Raw genomic sequence first — 20,092 nt, forward strand, 5'->3', positions numbered from 1 at the left:
ATTCACAGCTTGAATAAATCAAAACTGCGAGCAGCGCATATGAGACCAAAATATTAGGTGGCAGGCGCTTGAAGGTGGCGCTGCCTCGTATAATTATTTCCGCGCTCGAACAATAATGCATGGCAGGTTGAGCCACGTCCGTCGGCCCTACGGGCCCGACAGCTGCCATGAACGCGGCGCTTTCCAAAGGTGGCGCTGCCCAGGAGGAAAACCGATGCTTTCGAAGAAACACGTTCTTATCTCGCTTGCCGCTCTGGCCCTGTCCGCCGGCGCCGCCTTCGCTCAGGGCAAGGGCCCCGTGGTCGGCGTCAGCTGGTCGAACTTCCAGGAAGAGCGCTGGAAGACCGACGAAGCTGCCATCAAGGCTGCCGTCGAGAAGGCCGGCGGCACCTATGTGTCGGCCGATGCCCAGTCGTCGCCCGCCAAGCAGCTCACCGATATCGAGAGCCTCATCTCCCGCGGGGCCAAGGCGCTGATCGTGCTGGCGCAGGATGCGGACGCCGTCCGCCCCGCCGTCGAGAAGGCCGTGGCCGAAGGCATCGCGGTCGTGGGCTATGACCGCCTCATCGAGATCCCGCAGGCCTTCTATCTCACCTTCGACAACGTCGAGGTTGGCCGCCTCCAGGCCCGCGAGGTGCTGAAGCTGAAGCCCGAGGGCAACTACGCCTTCATCAAGGGCTCGGGCTCGGATCCGAACGCCAACTTCCTGTTCCAGGGCTCGATGGAAGTGCTGAAGGCCGCCATCGATTCCGGCAAGATCAAGAATGTCGGCGAGGCCTACACGGACGGCTGGCTCCCCGCCAACGCGCAGCGGAACATGGAGCAGTTCCTCACCAAGAACAACAACAAGATCGATGCGGTGATCGCCGCCAATGACGGCACCGCCGGCGGCGCCATCGCGGCCCTCGGTGCGCAGGGTCTTGCCGGCACCGTGCCTGTGTCGGGCCAGGACGCCGACAAGGCGGCGCTGAACCGCGTGGCGCTCGGCACCCAGACCGTGACGGTGTTCAAGGACGCCCGTGAACTCGGCCGCAGCGCGGCGGAGATCGCCCTGCAGTTGGCCGGTGGCAAGAAGCTCACCGAGATCCAGGGTGCAAAGTCCTGGAATCTGGGACCGAAGAAGCAGAACATGACGGCTCTGTTCCTCACGCCGGTTGCGGTCACGAAGGACAACCTCGACGTGGTCATCAAGGCCGGCTGGGCCTCGAAGGAAGTTGTGTGCCAGGGCGTCAAGGCCGGCACAGTGAAGGCCTGCAACTAGCACCAGAATTGTCATTCCGGGGCGCGCCTCTGGCGCGAGCCCGGAATCCATATACACGACGTTGCAAGAGGAGGCACTCAGCGTTGCGCCTCTTTCTGAACCGTTAGCGGTTATGGATTCCGGGCTCCGCTGCGCGGCCCCGGAATGACGCTTTTGCAAAACGAGCTATTCCGATGACCGCACCCGTTGCCACTGCCGCCCCGCCGCCGAGCGCTGCGTCCGGCTCGCTCCTGTCGAAGCTTGAGATCGATTCCCGCATGCTCGGCATGCTGGCGGCGCTCGCGGCGATCTGGATCGGATTCGATCTTCTCTCGGGCGGCGTCTTTCTCACCCCGCGCAACCTCTGGAACCTGTCGGTCCAGACCGCCTCCGTGGCGATCATGGCGACCGGCATGGTGCTGGTCATCGTCACGCGCAACATCGACCTGTCGGTGGGGGCGATCCTCGGCGTTGTCGGCATGATCATCGGCGTCGCGCAGGTGCAGTGGCTGCCCGCTTATCTCGGGCTCGAACATTGGCTGACGGCGCCGCTCGCGGTGCTGCTGGCCATGGTTGTCGGCGGATCCATCGGGCTCTTCCAAGGCTGGCTCATCGCCTATCTCGGCATTCCCTCCTTCATCGTCACCCTGGGTGGCCTGCTGGTGTGGCGCGGCGCGGCCTGGTGGGTCACGACCGGCCAGACCATCGCGCCCATGGATACCCGCTTCAAGGCCTTCGGCGGCGGCGTGGAAGGCGCGCTCGGCGCCACCACCACCTGGGTCATCGCAGCTGTCGCCTGCGGGTTGATCATCATCGCGCTCGGGTTCTCGCGCCGCCGCCGCCTGCGCTTCGGCTTTCCTGTGCGGCCGGGTTGGGCCGATGCGGTGATCGCCGCGCTTGCCTGCGGCATCGTCCTCGCGGCTGCTGCCATGGCCAATTCCTATCCGCTGCCCGCCGGCACCGCGCGCCGCTGGGCGGAGGCCAACGGCATCGCATGGCCTGAGGGTGGGTTGTTCATCCCGCATGGTGTCGCGCTGCCGGTGCTGATCGCCATCGTGGTCGGATTGGTGATGACCTTCATCGCCACGCGCCGGCGCTTCGGCCGCTACGTCTTCGCCATTGGCGGCAATCCGGAGGCGGCGGAGCTGTCGGGCATCAACACCCGCTGGACGCTCATGAAGGTGTTCGGCCTGATGGGCCTGCTCTGTGGCATCTCCGCCTGCATCTCGACCGCGCGCCTCAATGCAGCGACAAATGCGGCCGGCTCCCTTGACGAACTCTACGTGATTGCCTCCGCGGTCATCGGCGGCACGTCGCTCGCCGGCGGTGTCGGAACCATTGCGGGCGCGATGCTCGGCGCCCTCGTCATGCAGTCGCTGCAATCGGGCATGGTGCTGCTCGGCGTCGATACCCCGCTGCAGAACATCGTCGTCGGCGCGGTGCTCGTCCTGGCGGTATGGGTCGACAACCTCTATCGCCGCCGGATCAAGTAAGGATCAGCGCATCATGCAACCGAACGGAACGACGCCTCTCGTCGAAATGCGCAACATCTCCATCGCCTTCGGCGGCATCAAGGCCGTGGACGGCGTGTCGGTCGATCTCCGCCCCGGCGAGGTGGTGGGCCTGCTCGGCCACAACGGCGCCGGCAAGTCGACGCTGATCAAGATCCTGTCCGGAGCCTACAAGCCCGATGCGGGCGAGATCTACGTGAACGGCGAGCACGCCGACATCTCGACGCCGCGCGATGCCAAGGGCTACGGCATCGAGACGATCTATCAGACGCTCGCGCTTGCCGATAACATCGATGCGGCGGGCAACATCTTCCTCGGCCGCGAGGTGCTCACCCCCTACGGCACCCTCGACGATGCCACCATGGAGGCCGAGACCCGCAAGGTGATGGCGCGGCTCAACCCGCATTTCCGCCGCTTCAAGGAGCCAGTGAAGGCGCTCTCCGGCGGCCAGCGGCAATCGGTGGCGATCGCGCGCGCGATCTACTTCAACGCCCGCGTGCTCATCATGGACGAGCCGACGGCCGCGCTCGGACCTGCCGAGACCCAGCAGGTGGCCGATCTCGTGCTGCAGCTGAAGAAGGAGGGCATCGGCATCTTCCTCATCAGCCACGACATTCACGACGTGTTCGGCCTCGCCGACCGGGTGAGCGTAATGAAGAACGGCAAGCTTGTCGGCTCCACCCATGTGCAGGACGTGACGCAGGACGAGGTGCTCGGCATGATCATCCTCGGCAAGTGCCCGCCGGGTGCAACGCCGGGACCGGGCGCGAGTTAAAGCCTTTTAGCGTCATCCCGGACGGCGTGAGCCGATCCGGGATCGTCGGCAGTATCAAGTGCCACTCTCGTCACACGATCCCGGGTTCTGCTGCGCAGCTCCGGGATGACGACTCTACCTTTCGATATTTGTGAGGATTCATGACCCAGACCATTTACGGCTCCCTGAAGGGCAAGTCCGTTCTCATCACCGGCGGCGCCAGCGGCATCGGCGAGGGCATCGCGCGTTCGTTTCATGCTCAAGGGAGCAAGGTTGCCATCCTCGACTATAATGCCGAGGCCGGCCAAGCGCTGGTGAAGGAACTCGGCGAGGGCGTGCATTTCGAGCACAGCGACGTGCGCGACATTCCCGCCTTTCAGGTTGCCATCCGGCACGCGAGTGACGCCATCGGGCCGATCACGATCCTCGTCAACAACGCGGCGCGGGACGACCGCCACACCATCGATCAGGTGACGCCGGAATACTGGCGAGAGCGTTTCGCCACCAATCTCGATCACCAGTTCTTCGCAACGCAAGCCGTCCTGCCGGACATGGAAAAGGCGGGCGGCGGCTCGATCATCAACATGGGCTCCACGAGCTACATGGTGAGCGACGATTCCTTTGCGGCCTACAAGACCGCGAAATCCGCCGTGGTCGGCCTCACGCGTGCGCTGGCGCGCGAGCTTGGAGACAGGAACGTCCGCGTCAACTGCGTGGTGCCGGGCTGGATCATGACCCAGCGCCAGATCGATCTCTGGCTGACGCCGGAGGGCGAGAAGGAACTGCTCAAGCGCCAATGCGTGAAGCGCAAGCTCGTGCCGCAGGACATCGCCAATTTCACGCTGTTCTTAGGCTCCGACGATTCCAGCGCCATGTCGGCGCAGACCTATCTGGTGGACGGCGGCTGGGTTTGATCTCAGACCCATGATGCGTCATCCCGGCCGAGCGGAGCGAGAGCCGGGATCGCTATCAGAATAAGGCGCCATTCTCGTCGCACGATCCCGGGTTCCGCTGCGCGGCCCCGGGATGACTGTTTGAACTTATGCCCGCGACCCAGCGCCAACGGCAGGCGCCACATCGTTCATCTCCACATCCTTTTCGGCTACTGTCTTCATCGTATCCCGCCGCACCACGAAGCACAGGATCACCAGTGGGATGCCGATGCTGGCGGTGGCGGTGAAGAGGAGCGGATAGCCGTAGGCGTCCACCACTGCGCCTGACGCCCCACCGATGAGCTTGCCCGGAAGGGCGTAGAGCGAGCTTAAGAGCGCGTATTGCGTGGCGGCAAAGCCCGGCGAGGTCAGGCCCGACATGTAGGCGATGAGAGCGGAACCGGCGAAACCTGAGGCGAAGTTGTCGATGCTGATCGAGAGGATGAATAACAGCTTGTCAGCTCCCTCGAAAGCAAGCCACGCAAACATCAGGTTCGACGAGGCGGCAATGACGGCGCCGATCAGCAACGTCCACCACAGGCCGAGCCGTGTCAGTGCCAAGCCGCCTGCGAAAGCACCGGCGATACCAACCCAGATGCCGTAGAGCTTCGATACGTCGGCGATGTCGGTCTTGGAGAAGCCGAGGTCGATGTAGAGCGGGTTCGCCATGACGCCCGCAACGAAATCCGGCAGGCGGAAGCAGGCAATGAGCGCGAGGATCGGGATCAGGATCAGCCCCTTGCGTCGGAAAAGATCCGTCAGCGGCTCGATGATCGCTGCGCTGAAGGGAAGGTGCTCGCGCGCGGCGCTCTCGTTGCCGCGCGGAGCCAGGAGAGTGCCGATGACGCCGACGCCCATGAGAACGGCCATGGACAGGTAGGCACCGCGCCAGCTCACGAATTCCGCGATGTAGAGCGCGCCTGCGCCCGCGCAGATGAGAGCCAGCCGATAGCCGAGCTGGTAGGAGGCTGCCATCATGCCCTGCCGTTCGGTGGAGGCCACATCGATGCGCCAGCCATCGACCACCACGTCCTGCGTGGCCGACGCAAAGGCGACGAGGAGCGCAGACGCGATGGTGAGGGGAAGGCTCGTCTGCGGATCACTGAAGGCGATGCCGACGATGCCGAGGGCCGTGACGATCTGCGCGAATGCCATCCAGCCACGCCGCCGCCCGAGAAGGCTTGCCAGACCCGGCACGTCATAGCGGTCAACGATGGGAGCCCAGAGGAACTTGAAGGAATAGGCCAGCGCCACCCAGCTCAGCATCCCGATCTCGGTGCGCGAGATGCCCGCCTCCCGCAGCCAAGCCGACAGGGTGCTGAAGACCAGCAGGAAGGGCAGGCCCGAGGAAAACCCCAAGGGCAGCATGAGCGCGATGCGCCCGTCGGTCAGGATATCGCGGAGAGAGAGACGGCGTTTTTCTGCGGCAGCCATGAAATCATCTTGCAATTATGAGAGGCCGTCACATTGGCACAAGGCGCTGCCGGTGCCAATCAGACGCCGTCCTCGTCCTTCTCGACGGCTTTGCTGAGCTTGGTGAGGAACTTCTCGAGCGCCTTCTCCGGCGGGCAGTCCTTCTCCATCAGAACCTGTAGGCCCCATTGCTCCAGGACGGCCTGCTCGACGGGGTTGGCGCGCAGCATGAACACGTAGGATTGCGGCCGGTCACGCTCATAGCCCGACCCGGCCCAGGTCTTCCAGAGTCGATGCATCAGGAAGCGGATGTTGAGATCCGTCATGCTGTAGCCGATGAACAGGATGGTCTTGCCAAGCGAATCCGAGCGGAACTTGATGTCCAGGGGTGACTCGAAGGACAGCCGCTCGAGGTAGTCGGTTTCCGCGATGACGATGGAGCCGTCGTCATCGAAGTCCCCATGGTACTTCACGATCTGCGGCGTGCCTTCGCGGATTCGGGCGATGTCCTTGGCATTGACGATCTTCACGTAGCCCTTGCCGTGCAGATCATAGGCGGTCTCGAGGTTACGGTCGAAATTGGTGGTGTAGAGAATGGGAAAGTCGAGCTTGCAGATGAGCTCGTGAACGCGGGATTTCTTCAGGGTGTCCTCGGGAATGGTCCAGTTCCGGTCCATCCAGCTGCGCAGGGGGCCGATGCTGCCCTGCTTGAGCCGGTAATATTCCGCAAGCGTCAGGTGGTTGAGGTCCGTTCCCTTGAAATCGGACAGATCGATCTTGAGCTCGTCCGCAATATGCTCGATCAGGGTGCTCCAGGAGGGCAGGCCCACGGTCATGGAGACGCCAGCCCCGGCGAACAGGATCGCCTGCTTTGTCCTGATTGCGGAAACCAGATCCTCGAGCACGCCACCCTCCTCCAAAGTGTCTTGCCCTTAACGCACAAACCTGCCCTCAAGCTTCATTATGGGTCGAGGGGCAACTTGAGCGTTTAGCGTGTTGTCATAGGTTGAGCGGCGTCGAACAGGAGAGAGCAGGACATGGCAGGCTATAAGATCAAGCAGGTCGAAACCCTTTATGAGGGCTGGCGCAAGCTTATCAAGCTGACCATTCAAATGCCGGATGGCCGCACCATGGCGCGGGAAATCCTCAACAGCGCCGATGCGGCGGCGGTGCTTCCTTATGATCCAGAGGCCCGCAAGGTCATCCTGATCCGCCAGTTCCGTGCGCCTGTCATGCATGTGAAGGGGCAGCCCAGTCTCCTGGAAGCCGTGGCCGGGCTGCTCGACGAGGATGAGCCGGAGGCTTGCGCTAAGCGCGAGGCTATGGAGGAGGCGGGTCTTCGTCTCCGGAACCTGGAAAGAGTGGTCACCGCCTGGTCGACCCCGGGCATTACGACGGAGCGCCTGCACCTGTTCCTGGCTCCCTACACCAGTGCCGACCGGGTGGAGAAAGGCGGTGGGCTCGCGGACGAGCACGAGGACATTGAGGTGCTGGAAATCGGCCTCGCCGAGCTTATGGCGACGCTGGAGCAGGGCGCCATCACCGACATGAAGACGCTGGTCCTGATCCAGGCTTTGCAGCTCAGGCACCCGGCACTGTTCGGCAACACCTGAAAATTTTATGCACCCAGGCGCTGCCCATGCCAGCGCAGGTGGTCCTCGATGAAGCTCGCGATGAAGAAGTAGGAATGGTCGTAGCCTTCCTGGCGGCGCAGGGTCAGGGGCTGATCGGCCCTGGCGCAGGCTTCCTCCAGCAGCTGAGGCTTGAGCTGGCTATCGAGGAAGCTGTCGGCGGTGCCCTGATCGACCAGCAGGTCTGGCAGGCGTGCGCCGCCTTCGATCAGCGCGCAGGCATCATAGTCGCGCCACGCCGAGCGGTCGAAGCCGATATAGTTCGACAGCGCCTTCTCGCCCCAGGGGCAGTTCATCGGCGAGGCGATGGGCGCGAAGGCCGAGACCGCCTTGAAGCGATCCGGATTGCGAAGCGCGATGGTGAGCGCGCCGTGTCCACCCATGGAATGACCGGTGATGCCCTGGCGGCTCATGTCCGCGGGCAGGTTTTCCGCAATGAGTTCCGGCAACTCGCGTTCGATGTAGGAGCGCATGCGGTAATGCTTCGCCCAAGGGGCCTCGACCGCATCCACGTAGAAGCCCGCACCCAGGCCGAAATCGTAAGCGCCTTTCGGATCGTCGGGAACGCCCTCGCCACGCGGGCTGGTATCGGGGGCGATCAGCATCAGGCCGAGCTCCGAAGCAACCCGCTGCGCGCCCGCCTTCACGGTAAAGTTCTCCTCCGTGCAGGTGAGGCCGGAGAGGAACCACAAAACCGGCACCTTGGCGTCTTTCGCCTTCGGCGGAACGAACACGGCCAGCCGCATGGGCGTCGATGTTTCACGGGAAGCATGGCGGTAGACGAATTGCGTGCCGCCGAAGCAGCGCGATTGCGAGACGGTCTCGAAGCTCAATGCTTTCTTCCCTGATCAGTAGACGATAACCGAGCGGATCGACTTGCCCTCGTGCATCAGATTGAAGGCGGTGTTGATCTCGTCGAGCGGCATCTTGTGGGTGATCAAGTCGTCGATGTTGATCTTGCCCTCCATGTACCAGTCCACGATCTTCGGCACGTCCGTACGCCCGCGCGCGCCGCCAAAAGCCGTACCCTTCCACACGCGGCCGGTGACGAGCTGGAACGGCCGGGTGGCGATCTCCTTGCCCGCTTCCGCCACGCCGATGATGATGCTCTCGCCCCAGCCGCGATGGCAGCATTCGAGCGCCTGGCGCATCACATCCGTGTTGCCGGTGGCGTCGAACGAGAAATCCGCGCCGCCGCCCGTGAGATCGACGATCGCCTGCACGACCTTGTCGTTGCCGATCTCCTTCGGGTTGATGAAGTCGGTCATGCCGAATTTCTTCGCCATCTCGACCTTGGCAGGGTTGATGTCGACGCCGATGATCTTGTCGGCGCCCACCATGCGGGCGCCCTGGATCACGTTGAGGCCGATGCCGCCGAGGCCGAACACCACCACATTGGCACCGGGCCACACCTTTGCGGTGTAGAGCACCGCGCCGATGCCAGTGGTGACGCCGCAGCCGATGTAGCAGATCTTGTCGAAGGGTGCGTCCTCGCGCACCTTGGCCAGCGCGATCTCCGGCAGCACGGTGAAGTTGGCGAATGTCGAGCAGCCCATGTAGTGGAACACCGTCTCGCCGTCACAGCGGAAGCGACTGGTGCCATCCGGCATCAGGCCTTGTCCTTGAGTCGAGCGGATGGCTGTGCAGAGATTGGTGCGGCGCGACAGGCAGGATTTGCAGTTGCGGCACTCGGGCGTGTAGAGCGGGATCACGTGGTCGCCGGGTTTGAGCGTGGTCACGCCGGGGCCGACCTCGCGCACAATGCCTGCACCCTCATGGCCGAGGATCGCCGGGAACTTGCCCTCGGAATCGAGACCCGACAGGGTATAGGCGTCCGTGTGGCACACGCCGGTCGCCATCACCTCCACGAGCACCTCGCCGGCTTTCGGGCCTTCGATGCGAATGGTCTCGATGGTGAGCGGCTTGCCAGCCTCCCACGCCACGGCGGCCCTGGTTTCCATGCTCGTGTCCTCGGTTGTGATTCGACAGGGGACTATGTGAACCCGGGTGTCAGAAGGTCAAGTAAAGCCCTCGCGAAGCCCTGAGACTTCTCAAGGATGTCCGCGGCCCTTATGTCTCACAGTATCGACAGGAAGGATCCCAGAGTGCCAGACGTTCGCGCCGCCATCATCCCCGTGACGCCATTCCAGCAGAACTGCACCCTGCTATGGTGCGAGAAGACCAAGAAGGCGGCCGTGGTCGATCCCGGCGGCGACCTCGACCGCATTCGGGATGCCATCACGCAGAGCGGCGTGACAGTCGAGAAGATCATCCTCACCCACGGCCATATCGACCATGCGGGCGGCGCGGCCGAGCTGCGGGAGCATCTCGGCGTTCCCATCGAAGGCCCGCACGAGGCAGACCGCTTCCTGCTGGACCGGCTTGCGGAACAGGGCCAAGCCTATGGCTTCGAAGCGCGGCCCGTCACGCCGGATCGCTGGCTGAATGAGGGCGACACGGTCGCTGTCGGTGATCTCACCCTCGACGTGCTGCATTGCCCCGGCCACTCGCCCGGCAGCGTCGTGCTCGTGTCGAAGGACCAGCGCTTTGCGCTTGTGGGCGATGTGCTGTTCCAGGGCTCCGTCGGCCGCGTGGATCTTCCCGGAGGCGACGGCAAGGCGCTGATCCGCTCGATCAAGGACAAGCTCCTGCCGCTCGGCGACGACATTACCTTCATCTGCGGCCACGGCCCCATGAGCACCATCGGCCAGGAGCGGCAGACCAACCCATTCCTGCAGGGTGAAGGGTTGATTTGAGAATTGTACCCACTGTCGTTCCGGGGCAAGCGATAGCGAGAGCCCGGAATGACAGTGGTGCTGTGGAATCAAAAAACGGTCCGGGATTGCTCCCGAGCCGCTCTTTTTGCCCCTACGGCTTATTGCTTACTCCGCAGCCTGGATCATCACGGCGCCCTTGAGGCCCATGCGGTCCGCCACGCCCAGGCCATAGGCCTTGTCGGCGAGGTAGAAGTGCACGATCTGGCGCTTCACGATGTCCTGCGGCACGCCCTGCATCGCTTCCGCGATGTTGTCCATGAGCCGGCTCTGCTCGTCCGGGGTCATGAGGCGGAACAGGTCGCCCGGCTGCTTGTAATCGTCGTTGCCGGCGCGGTGATCGTAGCGGTCGACATCGCCCGAGATTTTCAGCGGCGGCTCCGCGGCGCGTTGCGTCTGCACCGGTCCGCTGAAGGAGTTCGGCTCGTAATAGGCCTCGCCGCGATTGGGGATGTCGAACAGCATACCGCCGTCGGCATGATAATGCTGCACCGGGCAGCGCGGCCGGTTGACGGGCAGCGTCTCGTAATGCGTGCCGACGCGGTAGCGATGCGCATCCGCATAGGCGAAAATGCGGCCCTGCAGCATCTTGTCCGGCGAGAAGCCGATGCCCGACACGATGTTCGACGGCGAGAACGAGGATTGCTCCACTTCCGCGAAGTAGTGCTGCGCATTGCGGTTGAGCTCGAGCACGCCGACCTCGATCAGCGGATAATCCGCATGCGGCCACACCTTGGTGACGTCGAACGGATTGTACGAGGTCTTTTCCGCATCCGTCTCGGGCATGATCTGCACGCAGAACTTCCAGCGCGGGAAGCTGCCGCCTTCGATCGCATCGTAGAGATCGCGCTGGGCGCTCTCGCGGTCCTTGGCGACGACGGCCTCGGCCTCGCGGTTCGTCCAGGTCTTGATGCCCTGCATGGACTTGAAGTGGAACTTCACCCAGAAGCGTTCCCCTGCCTCGTTGATGAACGAGTAGGTGTGCGAACCGAAGCCATGCATGAAGCGGTAGCCCTGCGGCAGACCGCGGTCCGAGAACAGGATCGTCAGCTGATGCAGGGTCTCGGGGCTGAGCGACCAGAAATCCCACATGGCGGTCGGCGAACGCAGGTTCGTAGCGGGGTGGCGCTTCTGCGTGCGGATGAAGTCGGGGAACTTCACCGGATCGCGGACGAAGAACACTGGCGTGTTGTTGCCGACGATGTCCCAGTTGCCCTCGTCCGTATAGACCTTCAGCGCAAAGCCGCGCACGTCGCGCTCGGCATCGGCCGCGCCGCGTTCCCCGGCGACGGTCGAGAAGCGCAGGAACACTTCCGTCTGCTTGCCGATCTCGGAGAAGACCTTCGCCTTGGAATATTGGGTGATGTCGTTGGTGATGGTGAGCGTGCCGTAGGCGGCTGAACCCTTGGCATGCACCACGCGCTCCGGAATGCGCTCCCGGTTCTGGTGCGCGAGCTTTTCGATAAGCTGGTAATCCTGCAGCAGCAGCGGGCCGCGGGAGCCGGCGGACAGGCTGTTCTGGTTGTCGGCGATCGGAGCCCCGGCCGTGGTGGTCATTGTCGTTGTTTTTGTCATGGTCGTCCCTGTTAAGCAGGCGGACCATGCCGGGAATGGGCGATCAGGTCCAATTGGATTGATTACAAGGAGCGATCAGATATTCTTATCGCATGGTTACGCTCCGGCAACTCCGTTATTTCGAAACCCTGGCCCGGACGAAGCATTTCGGCATGGCGGCCGATCAATGCGCCGTCACGCAGCCGGCTCTCTCCATGCAGATCAAGGAACTGGAGCGGGAACTCGGCGTGGAGCTGGTCGAGCGCCGGGGCAACACCATTGCGGTCACCCCGGCCGGGCAGGAGATCGCGGCACGGTCTGAGGCAATCCTCAGCCAAGTGCGGGAGCTTTCCGATTACGCGCGCCAGCGTCAAGGCGTTCTCACAGGGTCGCTTCGGCTCGGGATCATTCCCTCGGTCGCGCCCTACCTGCTGCCGGATATCCTGACTGAGGTCACGAAGCACTATCCGCACCTCGACCTTCAGATCCGCGAGACGCAGACGAACGCCCTTGTGGAAGAGCTGATCCGGGGCGAATTGGATGCCGTGCTCGTCGCCTTGCCGGTCGAGCCACCGCAGCTCGAAACCATGCCGCTCTTCGAAGACCGCTTCCTCATCGCCGTTCAAAGTGAGGCGGCTCCTGGGTGGAGGGTGGGCGATCTGCGCAGCCGCATCGGGGAGGAGCGCCTATTGCTGCTGGAGGAAGGGCACTGCCTGCGCGATCAGGCGCTTCAGTTCTGCCAGATCGCCAACATGCAGGCCCGCAAGGCGCTCGGCGCGGCCTCGCTGACGACGATCATGCAGATGGTGGCGGCGGGTCACGGGATCACGCTGCTGCCCGAGCTCTGCGCCAAGACGGAGGTTGACCGGCAGCGGGTGGCGCTCATCGCGTTTCCCGAAGAACCGCCCATGCGCATCGTCGGACTCGCCTGCCGCCGCAGCTCCTCGCGCAAGAGCGACTTCACGGCGCTTGGAGAATTGATCAAGTCGCTCAGGCGCGAGGCGGTGAGTGAGGGACAGCCCGCAAACGCCTGATGTGTCATCGCACAGGCTGCAAGAAGTCCTTCCAGAAATGAAGAAGGTCTCCCTGTTGATGCCGGAAGACCTCTTTTAAAGCCGGTGAACGTTCAGCAGCCGGTGAGCTTCACGCGCTCCACTTCGAGGCCGAAGAGGGGACGCACGCGGGTGCCGAGGACGTTGCCGGCAAAGGCCGCGACGAGCCAGACCCAGCCGTGCAGGCTGCCAGACGCAATCCCGGAGAAATAGGCTCCGATGTTGCAGCCATAGGCGAGACGTGCGCCGTAGCCGAGAAGCAGGCCGCCGGCAACGGCAGCCACGGCGGAGCGCAAGGGAACCTTCCAGGTGGGAGCGAAGCGTCCGGCAAGCGCTGCGGCCAGCAGAGCACCGAGGATGATGCCGAAATCCATCACCGTCGTGATGTCGTTGAAGATGCTGCCGGTGAGCTCGGCCTGACGAGCTGGCGTGGACCAGTAGGGCCAGCTCGCTACATCGAAGCCGATGACGGCCGCGATCTTCGAGCCCCACAGGGCAAAGGCCGATGTCACGCCCCAGGGACGGCCCGCGAGATAGAGCGTCACGAAGTTGAGCAGCGCCAGCGCCACTGCGCCTGCCACGATTGGCCAGGGGCCACGCAGGAAGCGAGCGAGACCCTGGCGCGGCGACGCATCGGCGGTGATCAGACGACCGTGACGGCGCTTCTCGACGACCACCGTGACGGCTGCGATAAGGGCAAAGACCGCGAGTTGGAAGGCAAGGGCCGTCCAGGGACCCCAGGCCTTGATGATCGAAATCGCCGGCAAGCTCGGCAGCGCCACCCACCAGTGCAGGTGCGCAGCGCCGATGGCGGAGCCGGCGATGAAGGCTGCCAGCGTAATCAGCATGCGGGTGGAGCCGCCGCCGACCGTGTAGAGCGTGCCGGAGGCACAGCCGCCGCCGAGCTGCATGCCGATGCCGAAGATGAAGGCGCCGAAGACGACACCGATACCCGCCGGCGAGACGTTGCCTGCGACCGGCTGTCCGAACAAGGTGCCCGCGGCGAGAACGGGGAAGAACAGCACGGACGCGATGGCGAGCATCACCATCTGGGCGCGCAGGCCTTCGCCGCGTCGATCCGCAATAAAGACGCGCCACGCCGAGGTGAAGCCGAAGGCTGCATGGTAGAGCACGAGGCCAAGCGCTGCGCCGAGCACATAGAGAGCCGCCTGACGGGGATTGATGATGGCACCCAGCAAGGCTGCGCCGCCGATGATCCCGGCCGCGGCCGTAAAGCTCGCGGGAGCGTTGATGTTCAGGCTCGCGCGGTTTCCTGCGGAAAGAGGCGATGCCACTGCAGAGCTGGACATGGGGGTTCCTAAAGCTGCGTGGAGGGGAAGCGCAAGGTGCCTCGTGCGCCTTGCAAAACCAAGATGGCGTTCGTTATAAAGAACGTCAAGATGTGTAATTAATTCAGTAATTACATATTTTCAACGTGATTATAGGGCTGGGCTTTCGTCGTGCGATCCTTCACGAAGCGCTAAGAGCCTTGCCTTCCTGCAATGAGGTATGACCTGATGACGATCCAGCCTGACGTCCCCGCCACTATCGGCAACACGCCGCTCATCAAGCTCCGTCGCGCCTCCGAGATCACAGGCTGCACGATCCTCGGCAAGGCCGAGTTCATGAACCCCGGCCAGTCGGTGAAGGACCGGGCGGCGCTCTTCATCATCCAGGATGCGGTCAAGCGCGGCGCGCTACGCCCGGGCGGGGTCATCGTCGAGGGCACGGCGGGCAATACCGGTATCGGCCTGGCGCTCGTCGCCAATGCCATGGGCTTCAGGACGGTGATCGTGATTCCGGAAACGCAAAGCCAGGAAAAGAAGGACATGCTGCGGCTGGCAGGCGCCGAGCTGATCGAGGTGCCGGCGGTGCCTTACGCCAATCCCAACAACTACGTGAAGGTCTCAGGCCGTTTGGCGGAGCGTTTGGCGAAAGAAGAGCCGAACGGGGCCATCTGGGCGAACCAATTCGACAACGTGGCGAACCGGCAGGCGCATATCGAAACCACGGGACCGGAAATCTGGGAGCAGACGGACGGCAAGGTCGATGGCTTCGTCAGCGCGGTCGGCACCGGCGGCACGCTCGCCGGCGTCGGCATGGCGTTGAAGGAGCGCAACCCGAAGATCACGATTGCGCTTGCCGACCCGATGGGCGCTGCGCTCTACAGCTACTACACGACTGGCGAACTGAAATCTTCGGGCACTTCAATTACCGAAGGCATCGGTCAGGGCCGCATCACTGCCAATCTTGAAGGCGCGCCCATCGACGTGGCGTTCCAGATTCCGGACGAGGAGGCACTGCCGATCATCTTCGCTTTGCTGGAGCATGAGGGGCTCTGTCTCGGTGGATCGTCAGGCATCAATGTTGCGGGGGCGATTCGGCTCGCAAAGCAGCTCGGGCCCGGACACACCATCGTCACCGTGCTCTGCGATTACGGCACACGCTACCAGTCCAAGCTCTTCAATCCGGAGTTCTTGCGCACCAAGAACCTGCCCGTTCCCGCATGGCTTGAGACGAGGAGCACGATTGATCCGGGGCTCGTGTAGCGCAGGAACGTTGCATGCCTGCATTCATGCGCCGCGCCAGAGTGACTCTGGCGCGGCGTCTCTTCATTAAGCGGCCGAGGACGTGCTCGTCTCCGCGCTTGAAGGCGTACTGGTCGCCTCCTCAGAGCGCTGCTGAGGGCGGCTGAGATTGGCGGGTGAGCGGCCGCCCGTCGAATGGGTTGCAGCAGTCGGTGCCTTCGCATGAAGCGAATGCAGATCGGCCTGGATGCTGTCGATCAGGTCGACGAGCCAGGTCTCTCCGTTCTGGATGCGCTCGCGCAATGCGGATTTGGCGATGTCGAGCTTCGCCGAGACCTCCATCGTGTTGCGCGACGGCAGGTCGCTGAAATCCTGCTCGATCGTGGTCAACTCGCGCAACAGCTCATCCCGCAACGGCCGCTGCTCCTCGACCATGATCAGGGGCGAGTTCAGCATGCCGCGCAAGGCAGCCCACCGCAGGCCGAGGGCGCTCACCGATTGCGTTCCATCGAGTCCTGACATGTTTTGGGATTCAGCCACGGTCATTTCCTTTTTGCGAAAGCTCAGAATCGAGTGGTGCAGGAAGGAGCATGGTTGTGGCGTGAATCAGGCAGCGGCCGGCAAAAAGCCGCTTGAGATCGCGCTATTTCGAATATGGTTATCGAATTCAACGGATAAAGAAATACAGTGTCAGTGCTGCGCCGACCGCGATCACGAGCCAGCGGATGCTGCTCGCCGGCAGACGCCGGCCGAAGACCACACCGAGATAACCGCCGATCACGGAGGCTGCGCCGACGATGATCATCTCCGGCCAGCTCACGAGACCCGCTGCGATGAACAGGATAACGGCCACGAGCTGGATCAGCGTGGAGCAGAGATGCTTGGCGGAGTTGATCAGATGGAAGTCGTCGCCCTCGGTAATGGCGAGCGCCGCCAGCATGACAATGCCCATGCCCGCGCCAAAGAAGCCCCCATAGACGGCGACACCCGTCTGGAACGCGAGGCCGGCGGCCCAGGCCTTCGTGGAGGGATGATGGCCTTCCTGTTTGCCGATGGCGCGCGCGAGCGCAACGATCTTCGGACTTGCGGCAAAAAGCAGGGTTGCGAAGAGCAGCAGCCACGGCACGAGCTGCCGGAAGGCATCGTTGTTCGTGACGGTAAGAATATAGGCGCCACCCAGGCCGCCGATGAGGCTGACGACGCCCAGGGCCGCGAAGCGCCGGGCATTGGCCGCAAGCTCCCGCCGGTAGGCCCAGGCGCTTGAGAGATTGGCCGGCGTGACGGCCACGGCGCTGGTCGCATTGGCAACAATGGGGGGAAGACCGGCAGCGACGAGAGCCGAAAAGGTGAAGAAGGTGCCGCCGCCCGCAATGGCGTTGACGAGGCCGGCCGCAAGGCCCGAGGCGGCCAGCAGCGCCGCAGTGGACAATTCCATGATGATCAGTCTGGTGGTGTAGATAGGAGGGCAGAATGTTTCGAGGTGTCAGCCATAGGACGGACGCCCGGCGAGCGCAATCGAAGCCCTCGTCAAAGGGGCAGGATCAAGCGGCGGAAATCTGCTTGTAGAACACGGTCGTGTCGCAGAACCCGCCCTTCGGCCAGAGGGCATAGTTCGGGATGACACCCGACTTCACCCAGCCGACCCGCTCATACAAGCGCTCCGCATCGCCGCCGGTCACCGTGTCGAGCACGAGCACGGTCTTGCCGGCTCTTGCGGCTGCTTCTTCGGCTACACGCATCAGGGCGCCGCCGACGCCCTGCCTCCGGGCCTGGCTGTGTACGAGCATCTTGGCGATGTCGGCGCGGTGAGGCTGGTTCTCCGGCTGTTTGAGGATGACTTGGACAGTGCCGATGACCATGCCGGTGGCTGGGTCCTGTGCGACAAGGAGGATCCGCTCTCCAGCAGCGGCGCCCTCGGCAACCCCCTGCCAGAAGGCGTCGGCCCTTTCCCGGGTCAGGGGCGACATGAAGCTGACCGAGGCGCCGCCTTCGACGCAATCGATCAGCACGGCCGACAGGGCGCCGATCTGTTCTCTAGCCTCCTGCGGGGTGAGCGACCGGATGGTGACGGGTTCTCTCATAGACTCTGTCTCATTGGTAAGGGGTGGAACCGGCGCGTGGATCGGTGGCGAGGGCTACCACGTAACGGGCAGGGGCATCGGTCAGGTTGCGGAAAAGGGTCAGCTGGTCGAGCCGCATGGAGAGGCAGTCGCCGGTACCGAGGCGATAGGTCTCCTCACCGAGTGTGAGCTCAATGGCGCCTTCGATGATCCAGATCTGCTGATGAACGGTCGCGGCTCGGTGGCCGGTGTCATAGGCCACCCGCGCGCCGGGCGGGAGCACCACCTCCACCAGCTCGATCGAGGAGGGGAAGCGCGGCGCGGACAGGTTGCGCCGCATATAGCCGCTTTCCGGGTCGCGCCAGACCTGCTGGTCCGCCCTGCGCGACAGGGGAGAGGCAGCTGCGCTCTTCTGTTCCGCGAAGAGGGACGCCAGGGTCACGCCGAGGCCCGCAGCAAGCTTGTCGAGAACAGCCGCTGTCGGGCTGCTTTCGCCGCGTTCGATCAGGGAGATCATGGAACGGCTGACGCCGGTGCGCTCCGCGAGGCCATCGAGCGTCATGCCGGCTCCCGCTCGGAGATCGCGCAGGCGCGTGGCAAGATGCATGGCTAAGGCTGACGAACTTTCCATAAAAATAGAATGGCTCTCCAATATATTGGAGTCAAGGCGCGAGGAGGGGCGTTCCGGAGTGGTAAATTCCGAAAGAAAGGGCTCGCCAAGAAGCTTGGCGGCCCCTATGGCTGCGGTTTGCTGTGGATCACGCAGGGGCAGTCCATTGCCCTCGGCAGAACAAAAGAAGATTTTCAACCTATGTCGAACGTGATCCCTCTCGCCCCCCGCCTGAAGCCGGGCCGGTCCGTTGCCGCTGAGGCAGAGGAGAGGGCTGCGCTCGCCGCCGATCTGATCGAACTCATCGAGCGGGTTCGAGAGCTAACGGAGCACGTGGCCATTCTGCCCGGCCCTCCCTTGCAGATCCAGCAGACAGCGCAGCAACTGCTCGATGCCGGGACCGCCCTGGAGCGTGCCGTGGATTCGCTCACTGAGGGCGGCGAGTGGGTGCCGTTCTAAGGTTCGGGTACCTCCCCGCCTTCGTCCACTATCGCAAAGCCTCCAGCCGTTCCCGGGCCTGAGCCATGCCCAGGGCCTGTGCCTGCGTGTAGAATTCCCGCGCCTTCGCCGCGTCACCCCTGATCCCCATCGTACCGAGCTTCGAGAGCACGTTGGGATCGAAGGTTTCAGCCAGCTGGAAGGCCGCACGGGCATTGCCGCTCGCAAGCGCACGCTCCAGAAGAAGACGCGCGCCGCTCACGTCGCCCGTGCGGAGGAGCTCCCCGGCGCGGGAGACGAGCCGGTCGTCTGCCTTTGCGGGTTCGGCCGTGACCAAGGGTTCGCCCCTGAGCGGTGGCGCGCTCGTCATGGGCAATGGCTGGATGCTGTCCGGCAAGGCCGCGACGACGACTGGAGTGGGAGCCCTGACGGGCAGTGCCGAAGTGGCGTCCGGCGCTGTCGGCAGGCTTTCGGGAGGCAAAGGTTTCGCCGCCTGAGCTGCCGGTGTTGGAACAGGCTCCGGCTGCGGCGAAGCCAGGGGAGGCTGCGCGCCTGTTGCCGCAAGCCGGAACATCACAGGAGCGGGACCGGGCTGACGGGGCTCCTTGAAGGCCCGCAGTTCATCTGTTGCGGCGGCCAGCTCCTGCATCAGAACATCGTCCCGCATCTGGACGCGTGCGAGAGCCTTTTCCAGGTCGGCCGCCCGGGCAGCTGCCGAGGCCGCGCTCTCGTCCTTGAGAGCCTTCAGCTCGCGCAAATCTTTGAGAGCGGCCGCGAGCTGACGCGCCATCAGATCATTCTGCTCACGCTCCTGCCGCAGGCGATCGTCCGACGCGGCGATGTCTGCAGGAACGGAGGCCTGCTCCTTCGCGGCCTGCAAGGTTCGGTACTCGTCCGTAAGCCTTTGCAGTTCCTGCCGGAACGTTTCGCTGCGCTCCTGCTCGCGTCGCAGAGCGTGCTGCATCTCGGCAGACTTTATATCCCGAGAGGCTGTGTCCGACTCCACCCGAGCAGCCAGAGCGTTGTGCTCCTGCATCAGGGCCGTCATGGTCTGTGAGATCATGCCGCCGTAGGATCGCTCCTGCTCGAGAGCCTCCTGCAGTTCGGCCAAGTTGGCACTGCTGATGTCAGCCGTTGTCGTGCAGGCCCCTGGCAGGGCCGCCGCAGGAGATTGCATCAGGGATGATGGATGGACAGAAGCTTGAACGTTGAGATCCTGCAATGCTTTGAGCAAGTCCGGATTGCTCACGTGGTCGGAGAGAACGATGGCAAGGGTGCCAACCTCGATGGCTGTGTTGAGGCTGGTCTCGGCCGCCTTCAGGTCACCCTTGCGGATCGAAGCTTCGAGATCCGCCGCAAGCTGACGCCGATCCTGTGAGGTCAGCAGAAGCGGCAGAAGCTTTCCCAGATCCTTCCGCGCAAGGCCGCTGTCCAGTGGGCTGCCCGCCAGCTCCGCATCGGGATCAATGCGAGGGGGCGTCTGTGCGGCTGCGGGAAGGACGAGCGAGAGGCCAAGAAAGGTTGTGGTCAGCAATTCAGGAATGAAATGTCTCGATTGAAATGATCTGTACCCAATCACGTCGGACCTCCTTCTA

General features: G+C 63.6%; 20 protein-coding genes. 9 read left to right on the plus strand and 11 right to left on the minus strand.

All coding sequences use genetic code 11. The annotated features are described in order from the left end of the window. Nucleotides 1-214 precede the first annotated feature (214 nt). The 4 genes from xylF to VB618_RS07375 all read left to right on the plus strand — a co-directional run bounded on the left by xylF (nucleotide 215) and on the right by VB618_RS07375 (nucleotide 4,419). On the plus strand, nucleotides 215-1,261 hold the full coding sequence (gene xylF, locus VB618_RS07360) for a D-xylose ABC transporter substrate-binding protein (protein ID WP_329795941.1): 1,047 nt from the start codon (nucleotides 215-217) through the stop codon (nucleotides 1,259-1,261). A 173-nt stretch (nucleotides 1,262-1,434) separates the two neighbouring features. Then, entirely contained in the window at nucleotides 1,435-2,733 is a 1,299-nt protein-coding gene (locus VB618_RS07365; protein ID WP_329795942.1) for a sugar ABC transporter permease, read from the plus strand. A 13-nt stretch (nucleotides 2,734-2,746) separates the two neighbouring features. Further along, the gene (locus VB618_RS07370) at nucleotides 2,747-3,526 is read left to right on the plus strand and encodes an ATP-binding cassette domain-containing protein (protein ID WP_329795943.1); all 780 of its coding nucleotides are present in this window, start codon (nucleotides 2,747-2,749) and stop codon (nucleotides 3,524-3,526) included. Between the two features lie 140 nt (nucleotides 3,527-3,666). Then, entirely contained in the window at nucleotides 3,667-4,419 is a 753-nt protein-coding gene (locus VB618_RS07375; protein ID WP_329795944.1) for an SDR family NAD(P)-dependent oxidoreductase, read from the plus strand. Nucleotides 4,420-4,545: 126 nt separating this feature from the next. On the opposite strand, the gene VB618_RS07380 is transcribed toward VB618_RS07375, so the two are convergent. Together VB618_RS07380 and VB618_RS07385 are read right to left on the minus strand one after the other, a co-directional pair. Next, nucleotides 4,546-5,871 carry an AmpG family muropeptide MFS transporter gene (locus VB618_RS07380; protein WP_329795945.1) on the minus strand — a complete coding sequence of 442 codons (1,326 nt, stop codon included), beginning with the start codon at nucleotides 5,869-5,871 and terminating at the stop codon, nucleotides 4,546-4,548. Nucleotides 5,872-5,930: 59 nt separating this feature from the next. Further along, nucleotides 5,931-6,755 (minus strand): SIR2 family NAD-dependent protein deacylase, encoded by an 825-nt coding sequence (locus VB618_RS07385; protein ID WP_329795946.1) that lies wholly within the window; start codon nucleotides 6,753-6,755, stop codon nucleotides 5,931-5,933. A 132-nt stretch (nucleotides 6,756-6,887) separates the two neighbouring features. Here VB618_RS07385 and VB618_RS07390 point away from each other — a divergent pair, with 132 nt between their 5' ends. Continuing rightward, a complete protein-coding gene (locus VB618_RS07390; protein WP_329795947.1) occupies nucleotides 6,888-7,463 on the plus strand; it encodes an NUDIX hydrolase in 576 nt (191 codons plus the stop codon). 5 nt (nucleotides 7,464-7,468) lie between these two features. Here the strand turns inward: VB618_RS07390 and fghA are convergent, their stop codons facing one another. Together fghA and VB618_RS07400 are read right to left on the minus strand one after the other, a co-directional pair. Beyond that, complete coding sequence (gene fghA / locus VB618_RS07395; RefSeq protein ID WP_329795948.1) at nucleotides 7,469-8,314, minus strand: S-formylglutathione hydrolase; 846 nt, start codon at nucleotides 8,312-8,314, stop codon at nucleotides 7,469-7,471. A gap of 15 nt (nucleotides 8,315-8,329) precedes the next feature. Next, nucleotides 8,330-9,442: an S-(hydroxymethyl)glutathione dehydrogenase/class III alcohol dehydrogenase gene (locus VB618_RS07400; protein ID WP_329795949.1), complete on the minus strand. Its 1,113-nt coding sequence runs from the start codon at nucleotides 9,440-9,442 to the stop codon at nucleotides 8,330-8,332. A gap of 111 nt (nucleotides 9,443-9,553) precedes the next feature. On the opposite strand from VB618_RS07400, the gene VB618_RS07405 reads away from it, so the two are divergent. Continuing rightward, nucleotides 9,554-10,237 carry an MBL fold metallo-hydrolase gene (locus VB618_RS07405; protein ID WP_329795950.1) on the plus strand — a complete coding sequence of 228 codons (684 nt, stop codon included), beginning with the start codon at nucleotides 9,554-9,556 and terminating at the stop codon, nucleotides 10,235-10,237. A 126-nt stretch (nucleotides 10,238-10,363) separates the two neighbouring features. Here the strand turns inward: VB618_RS07405 and VB618_RS07410 are convergent, their stop codons facing one another. After that, a complete protein-coding gene (locus tag VB618_RS07410) occupies nucleotides 10,364-11,830 on the minus strand; it encodes a catalase (RefSeq protein WP_329795951.1) in 1,467 nt (488 codons plus the stop codon). A 92-nt stretch (nucleotides 11,831-11,922) separates the two neighbouring features. On the opposite strand from VB618_RS07410, the gene VB618_RS07415 reads away from it, so the two are divergent. Next, nucleotides 11,923-12,843, plus strand: a complete 921-nt coding sequence (locus tag VB618_RS07415) for a LysR substrate-binding domain-containing protein (RefSeq protein ID WP_329795952.1) — start codon at nucleotides 11,923-11,925, stop codon at nucleotides 12,841-12,843. 92 nt (nucleotides 12,844-12,935) lie between these two features. Here the strand turns inward: VB618_RS07415 and VB618_RS07420 are convergent, their stop codons facing one another. Beyond that, nucleotides 12,936-14,171 (minus strand): YeeE/YedE family protein, encoded by a 1,236-nt coding sequence (locus VB618_RS07420; RefSeq protein WP_329795953.1) that lies wholly within the window; start codon nucleotides 14,169-14,171, stop codon nucleotides 12,936-12,938. A 207-nt stretch (nucleotides 14,172-14,378) separates the two neighbouring features. On the opposite strand from VB618_RS07420, the gene VB618_RS07425 reads away from it, so the two are divergent. Beyond that, nucleotides 14,379-15,410, plus strand: a complete 1,032-nt coding sequence (locus tag VB618_RS07425; RefSeq protein WP_329795954.1) for a cysteine synthase A — start codon at nucleotides 14,379-14,381, stop codon at nucleotides 15,408-15,410. 66 nt (nucleotides 15,411-15,476) lie between these two features. Here the strand turns inward: VB618_RS07425 and VB618_RS07430 are convergent, their stop codons facing one another. The 4 genes from VB618_RS07430 to VB618_RS07445 form a co-directional block, all read right to left on the minus strand. Further along, entirely contained in the window at nucleotides 15,477-15,929 is a 453-nt protein-coding gene (locus VB618_RS07430) for a hypothetical protein (RefSeq protein WP_329795955.1), read from the minus strand. Nucleotides 15,930-16,056: 127 nt separating this feature from the next. After that, the gene (locus VB618_RS07435; protein ID WP_329795956.1) at nucleotides 16,057-16,824 is read right to left on the minus strand and encodes a sulfite exporter TauE/SafE family protein; all 768 of its coding nucleotides are present in this window, start codon (nucleotides 16,822-16,824) and stop codon (nucleotides 16,057-16,059) included. A 106-nt stretch (nucleotides 16,825-16,930) separates the two neighbouring features. Beyond that, nucleotides 16,931-17,470, minus strand: a complete 540-nt coding sequence (locus VB618_RS07440) for a GNAT family N-acetyltransferase (protein ID WP_329795957.1) — start codon at nucleotides 17,468-17,470, stop codon at nucleotides 16,931-16,933. 10 nt (nucleotides 17,471-17,480) lie between these two features. Continuing rightward, complete coding sequence (locus VB618_RS07445) at nucleotides 17,481-18,080, minus strand: helix-turn-helix domain-containing protein (RefSeq protein WP_329795958.1); 600 nt, start codon at nucleotides 18,078-18,080, stop codon at nucleotides 17,481-17,483. Nucleotides 18,081-18,260: 180 nt separating this feature from the next. On the opposite strand from VB618_RS07445, the gene VB618_RS07450 reads away from it, so the two are divergent. Further along, a complete protein-coding gene (locus VB618_RS07450) occupies nucleotides 18,261-18,518 on the plus strand; it encodes a hypothetical protein (RefSeq protein WP_329795959.1) in 258 nt (85 codons plus the stop codon). A gap of 28 nt (nucleotides 18,519-18,546) precedes the next feature. Here the strand turns inward: VB618_RS07450 and VB618_RS07455 are convergent, their stop codons facing one another. Continuing rightward, on the minus strand, nucleotides 18,547-20,031 hold the full coding sequence (locus tag VB618_RS07455; protein WP_329795960.1) for a hypothetical protein: 1,485 nt from the start codon (nucleotides 20,029-20,031) through the stop codon (nucleotides 18,547-18,549). Nucleotides 20,032-20,092 lie beyond the last annotated feature (61 nt).

Source organism: Microvirga sp. CF3062 (assembly GCF_036314045.1).
Lineage (GTDB): Bacteria > Pseudomonadota > Alphaproteobacteria > Rhizobiales > Beijerinckiaceae > Microvirga.

What these genes read in the sequence shown, in the direction of transcription:
- VB618_RS07445 (WP_329795958.1), bottom strand. Translation starts at nt 18,080, where the DNA reads ATGGAAAGTTCGTCAGCCTTAGCCATGCATCTTGCCACGCGCCTGCGC.
- VB618_RS07410 (WP_329795951.1), bottom strand. Translation starts at nt 11,830, where the DNA reads ATGACAAAAACAACGACAATGACCACCACGGCCGGGGCTCCGATCGCC.
- VB618_RS07390 (WP_329795947.1), top strand. Translation starts at nt 6,888, where the DNA reads ATGGCAGGCTATAAGATCAAGCAGGTCGAAACCCTTTATGAGGGCTGG.
- VB618_RS07420 (WP_329795953.1), bottom strand. Translation starts at nt 14,171, where the DNA reads ATGTCCAGCTCTGCAGTGGCATCGCCTCTTTCCGCAGGAAACCGCGCG.
- VB618_RS07440 (WP_329795957.1), bottom strand. Translation starts at nt 17,470, where the DNA reads ATGAGAGAACCCGTCACCATCCGGTCGCTCACCCCGCAGGAGGCTAGA.
- VB618_RS07415 (WP_329795952.1), top strand. Translation starts at nt 11,923, where the DNA reads ATGGTTACGCTCCGGCAACTCCGTTATTTCGAAACCCTGGCCCGGACG.
- VB618_RS07380 (WP_329795945.1), bottom strand. Translation starts at nt 5,871, where the DNA reads ATGGCTGCCGCAGAAAAACGCCGTCTCTCTCTCCGCGATATCCTGACC.
- VB618_RS07365 (WP_329795942.1), top strand. Translation starts at nt 1,435, where the DNA reads ATGACCGCACCCGTTGCCACTGCCGCCCCGCCGCCGAGCGCTGCGTCC.
- VB618_RS07375 (WP_329795944.1), top strand. Translation starts at nt 3,667, where the DNA reads ATGACCCAGACCATTTACGGCTCCCTGAAGGGCAAGTCCGTTCTCATC.
- VB618_RS07370 (WP_329795943.1), top strand. Translation starts at nt 2,747, where the DNA reads ATGCAACCGAACGGAACGACGCCTCTCGTCGAAATGCGCAACATCTCC.
- VB618_RS07400 (WP_329795949.1), bottom strand. Translation starts at nt 9,442, where the DNA reads ATGGAAACCAGGGCCGCCGTGGCGTGGGAGGCTGGCAAGCCGCTCACC.
- VB618_RS07450 (WP_329795959.1), top strand. Translation starts at nt 18,261, where the DNA reads ATGTCGAACGTGATCCCTCTCGCCCCCCGCCTGAAGCCGGGCCGGTCC.
- VB618_RS07435 (WP_329795956.1), bottom strand. Translation starts at nt 16,824, where the DNA reads ATGGAATTGTCCACTGCGGCGCTGCTGGCCGCCTCGGGCCTTGCGGCC.
- VB618_RS07405 (WP_329795950.1), top strand. Translation starts at nt 9,554, where the DNA reads ATGTCTCACAGTATCGACAGGAAGGATCCCAGAGTGCCAGACGTTCGC.
- VB618_RS07425 (WP_329795954.1), top strand. Translation starts at nt 14,379, where the DNA reads ATGACGATCCAGCCTGACGTCCCCGCCACTATCGGCAACACGCCGCTC.
- xylF (WP_329795941.1), top strand. Translation starts at nt 215, where the DNA reads ATGCTTTCGAAGAAACACGTTCTTATCTCGCTTGCCGCTCTGGCCCTG.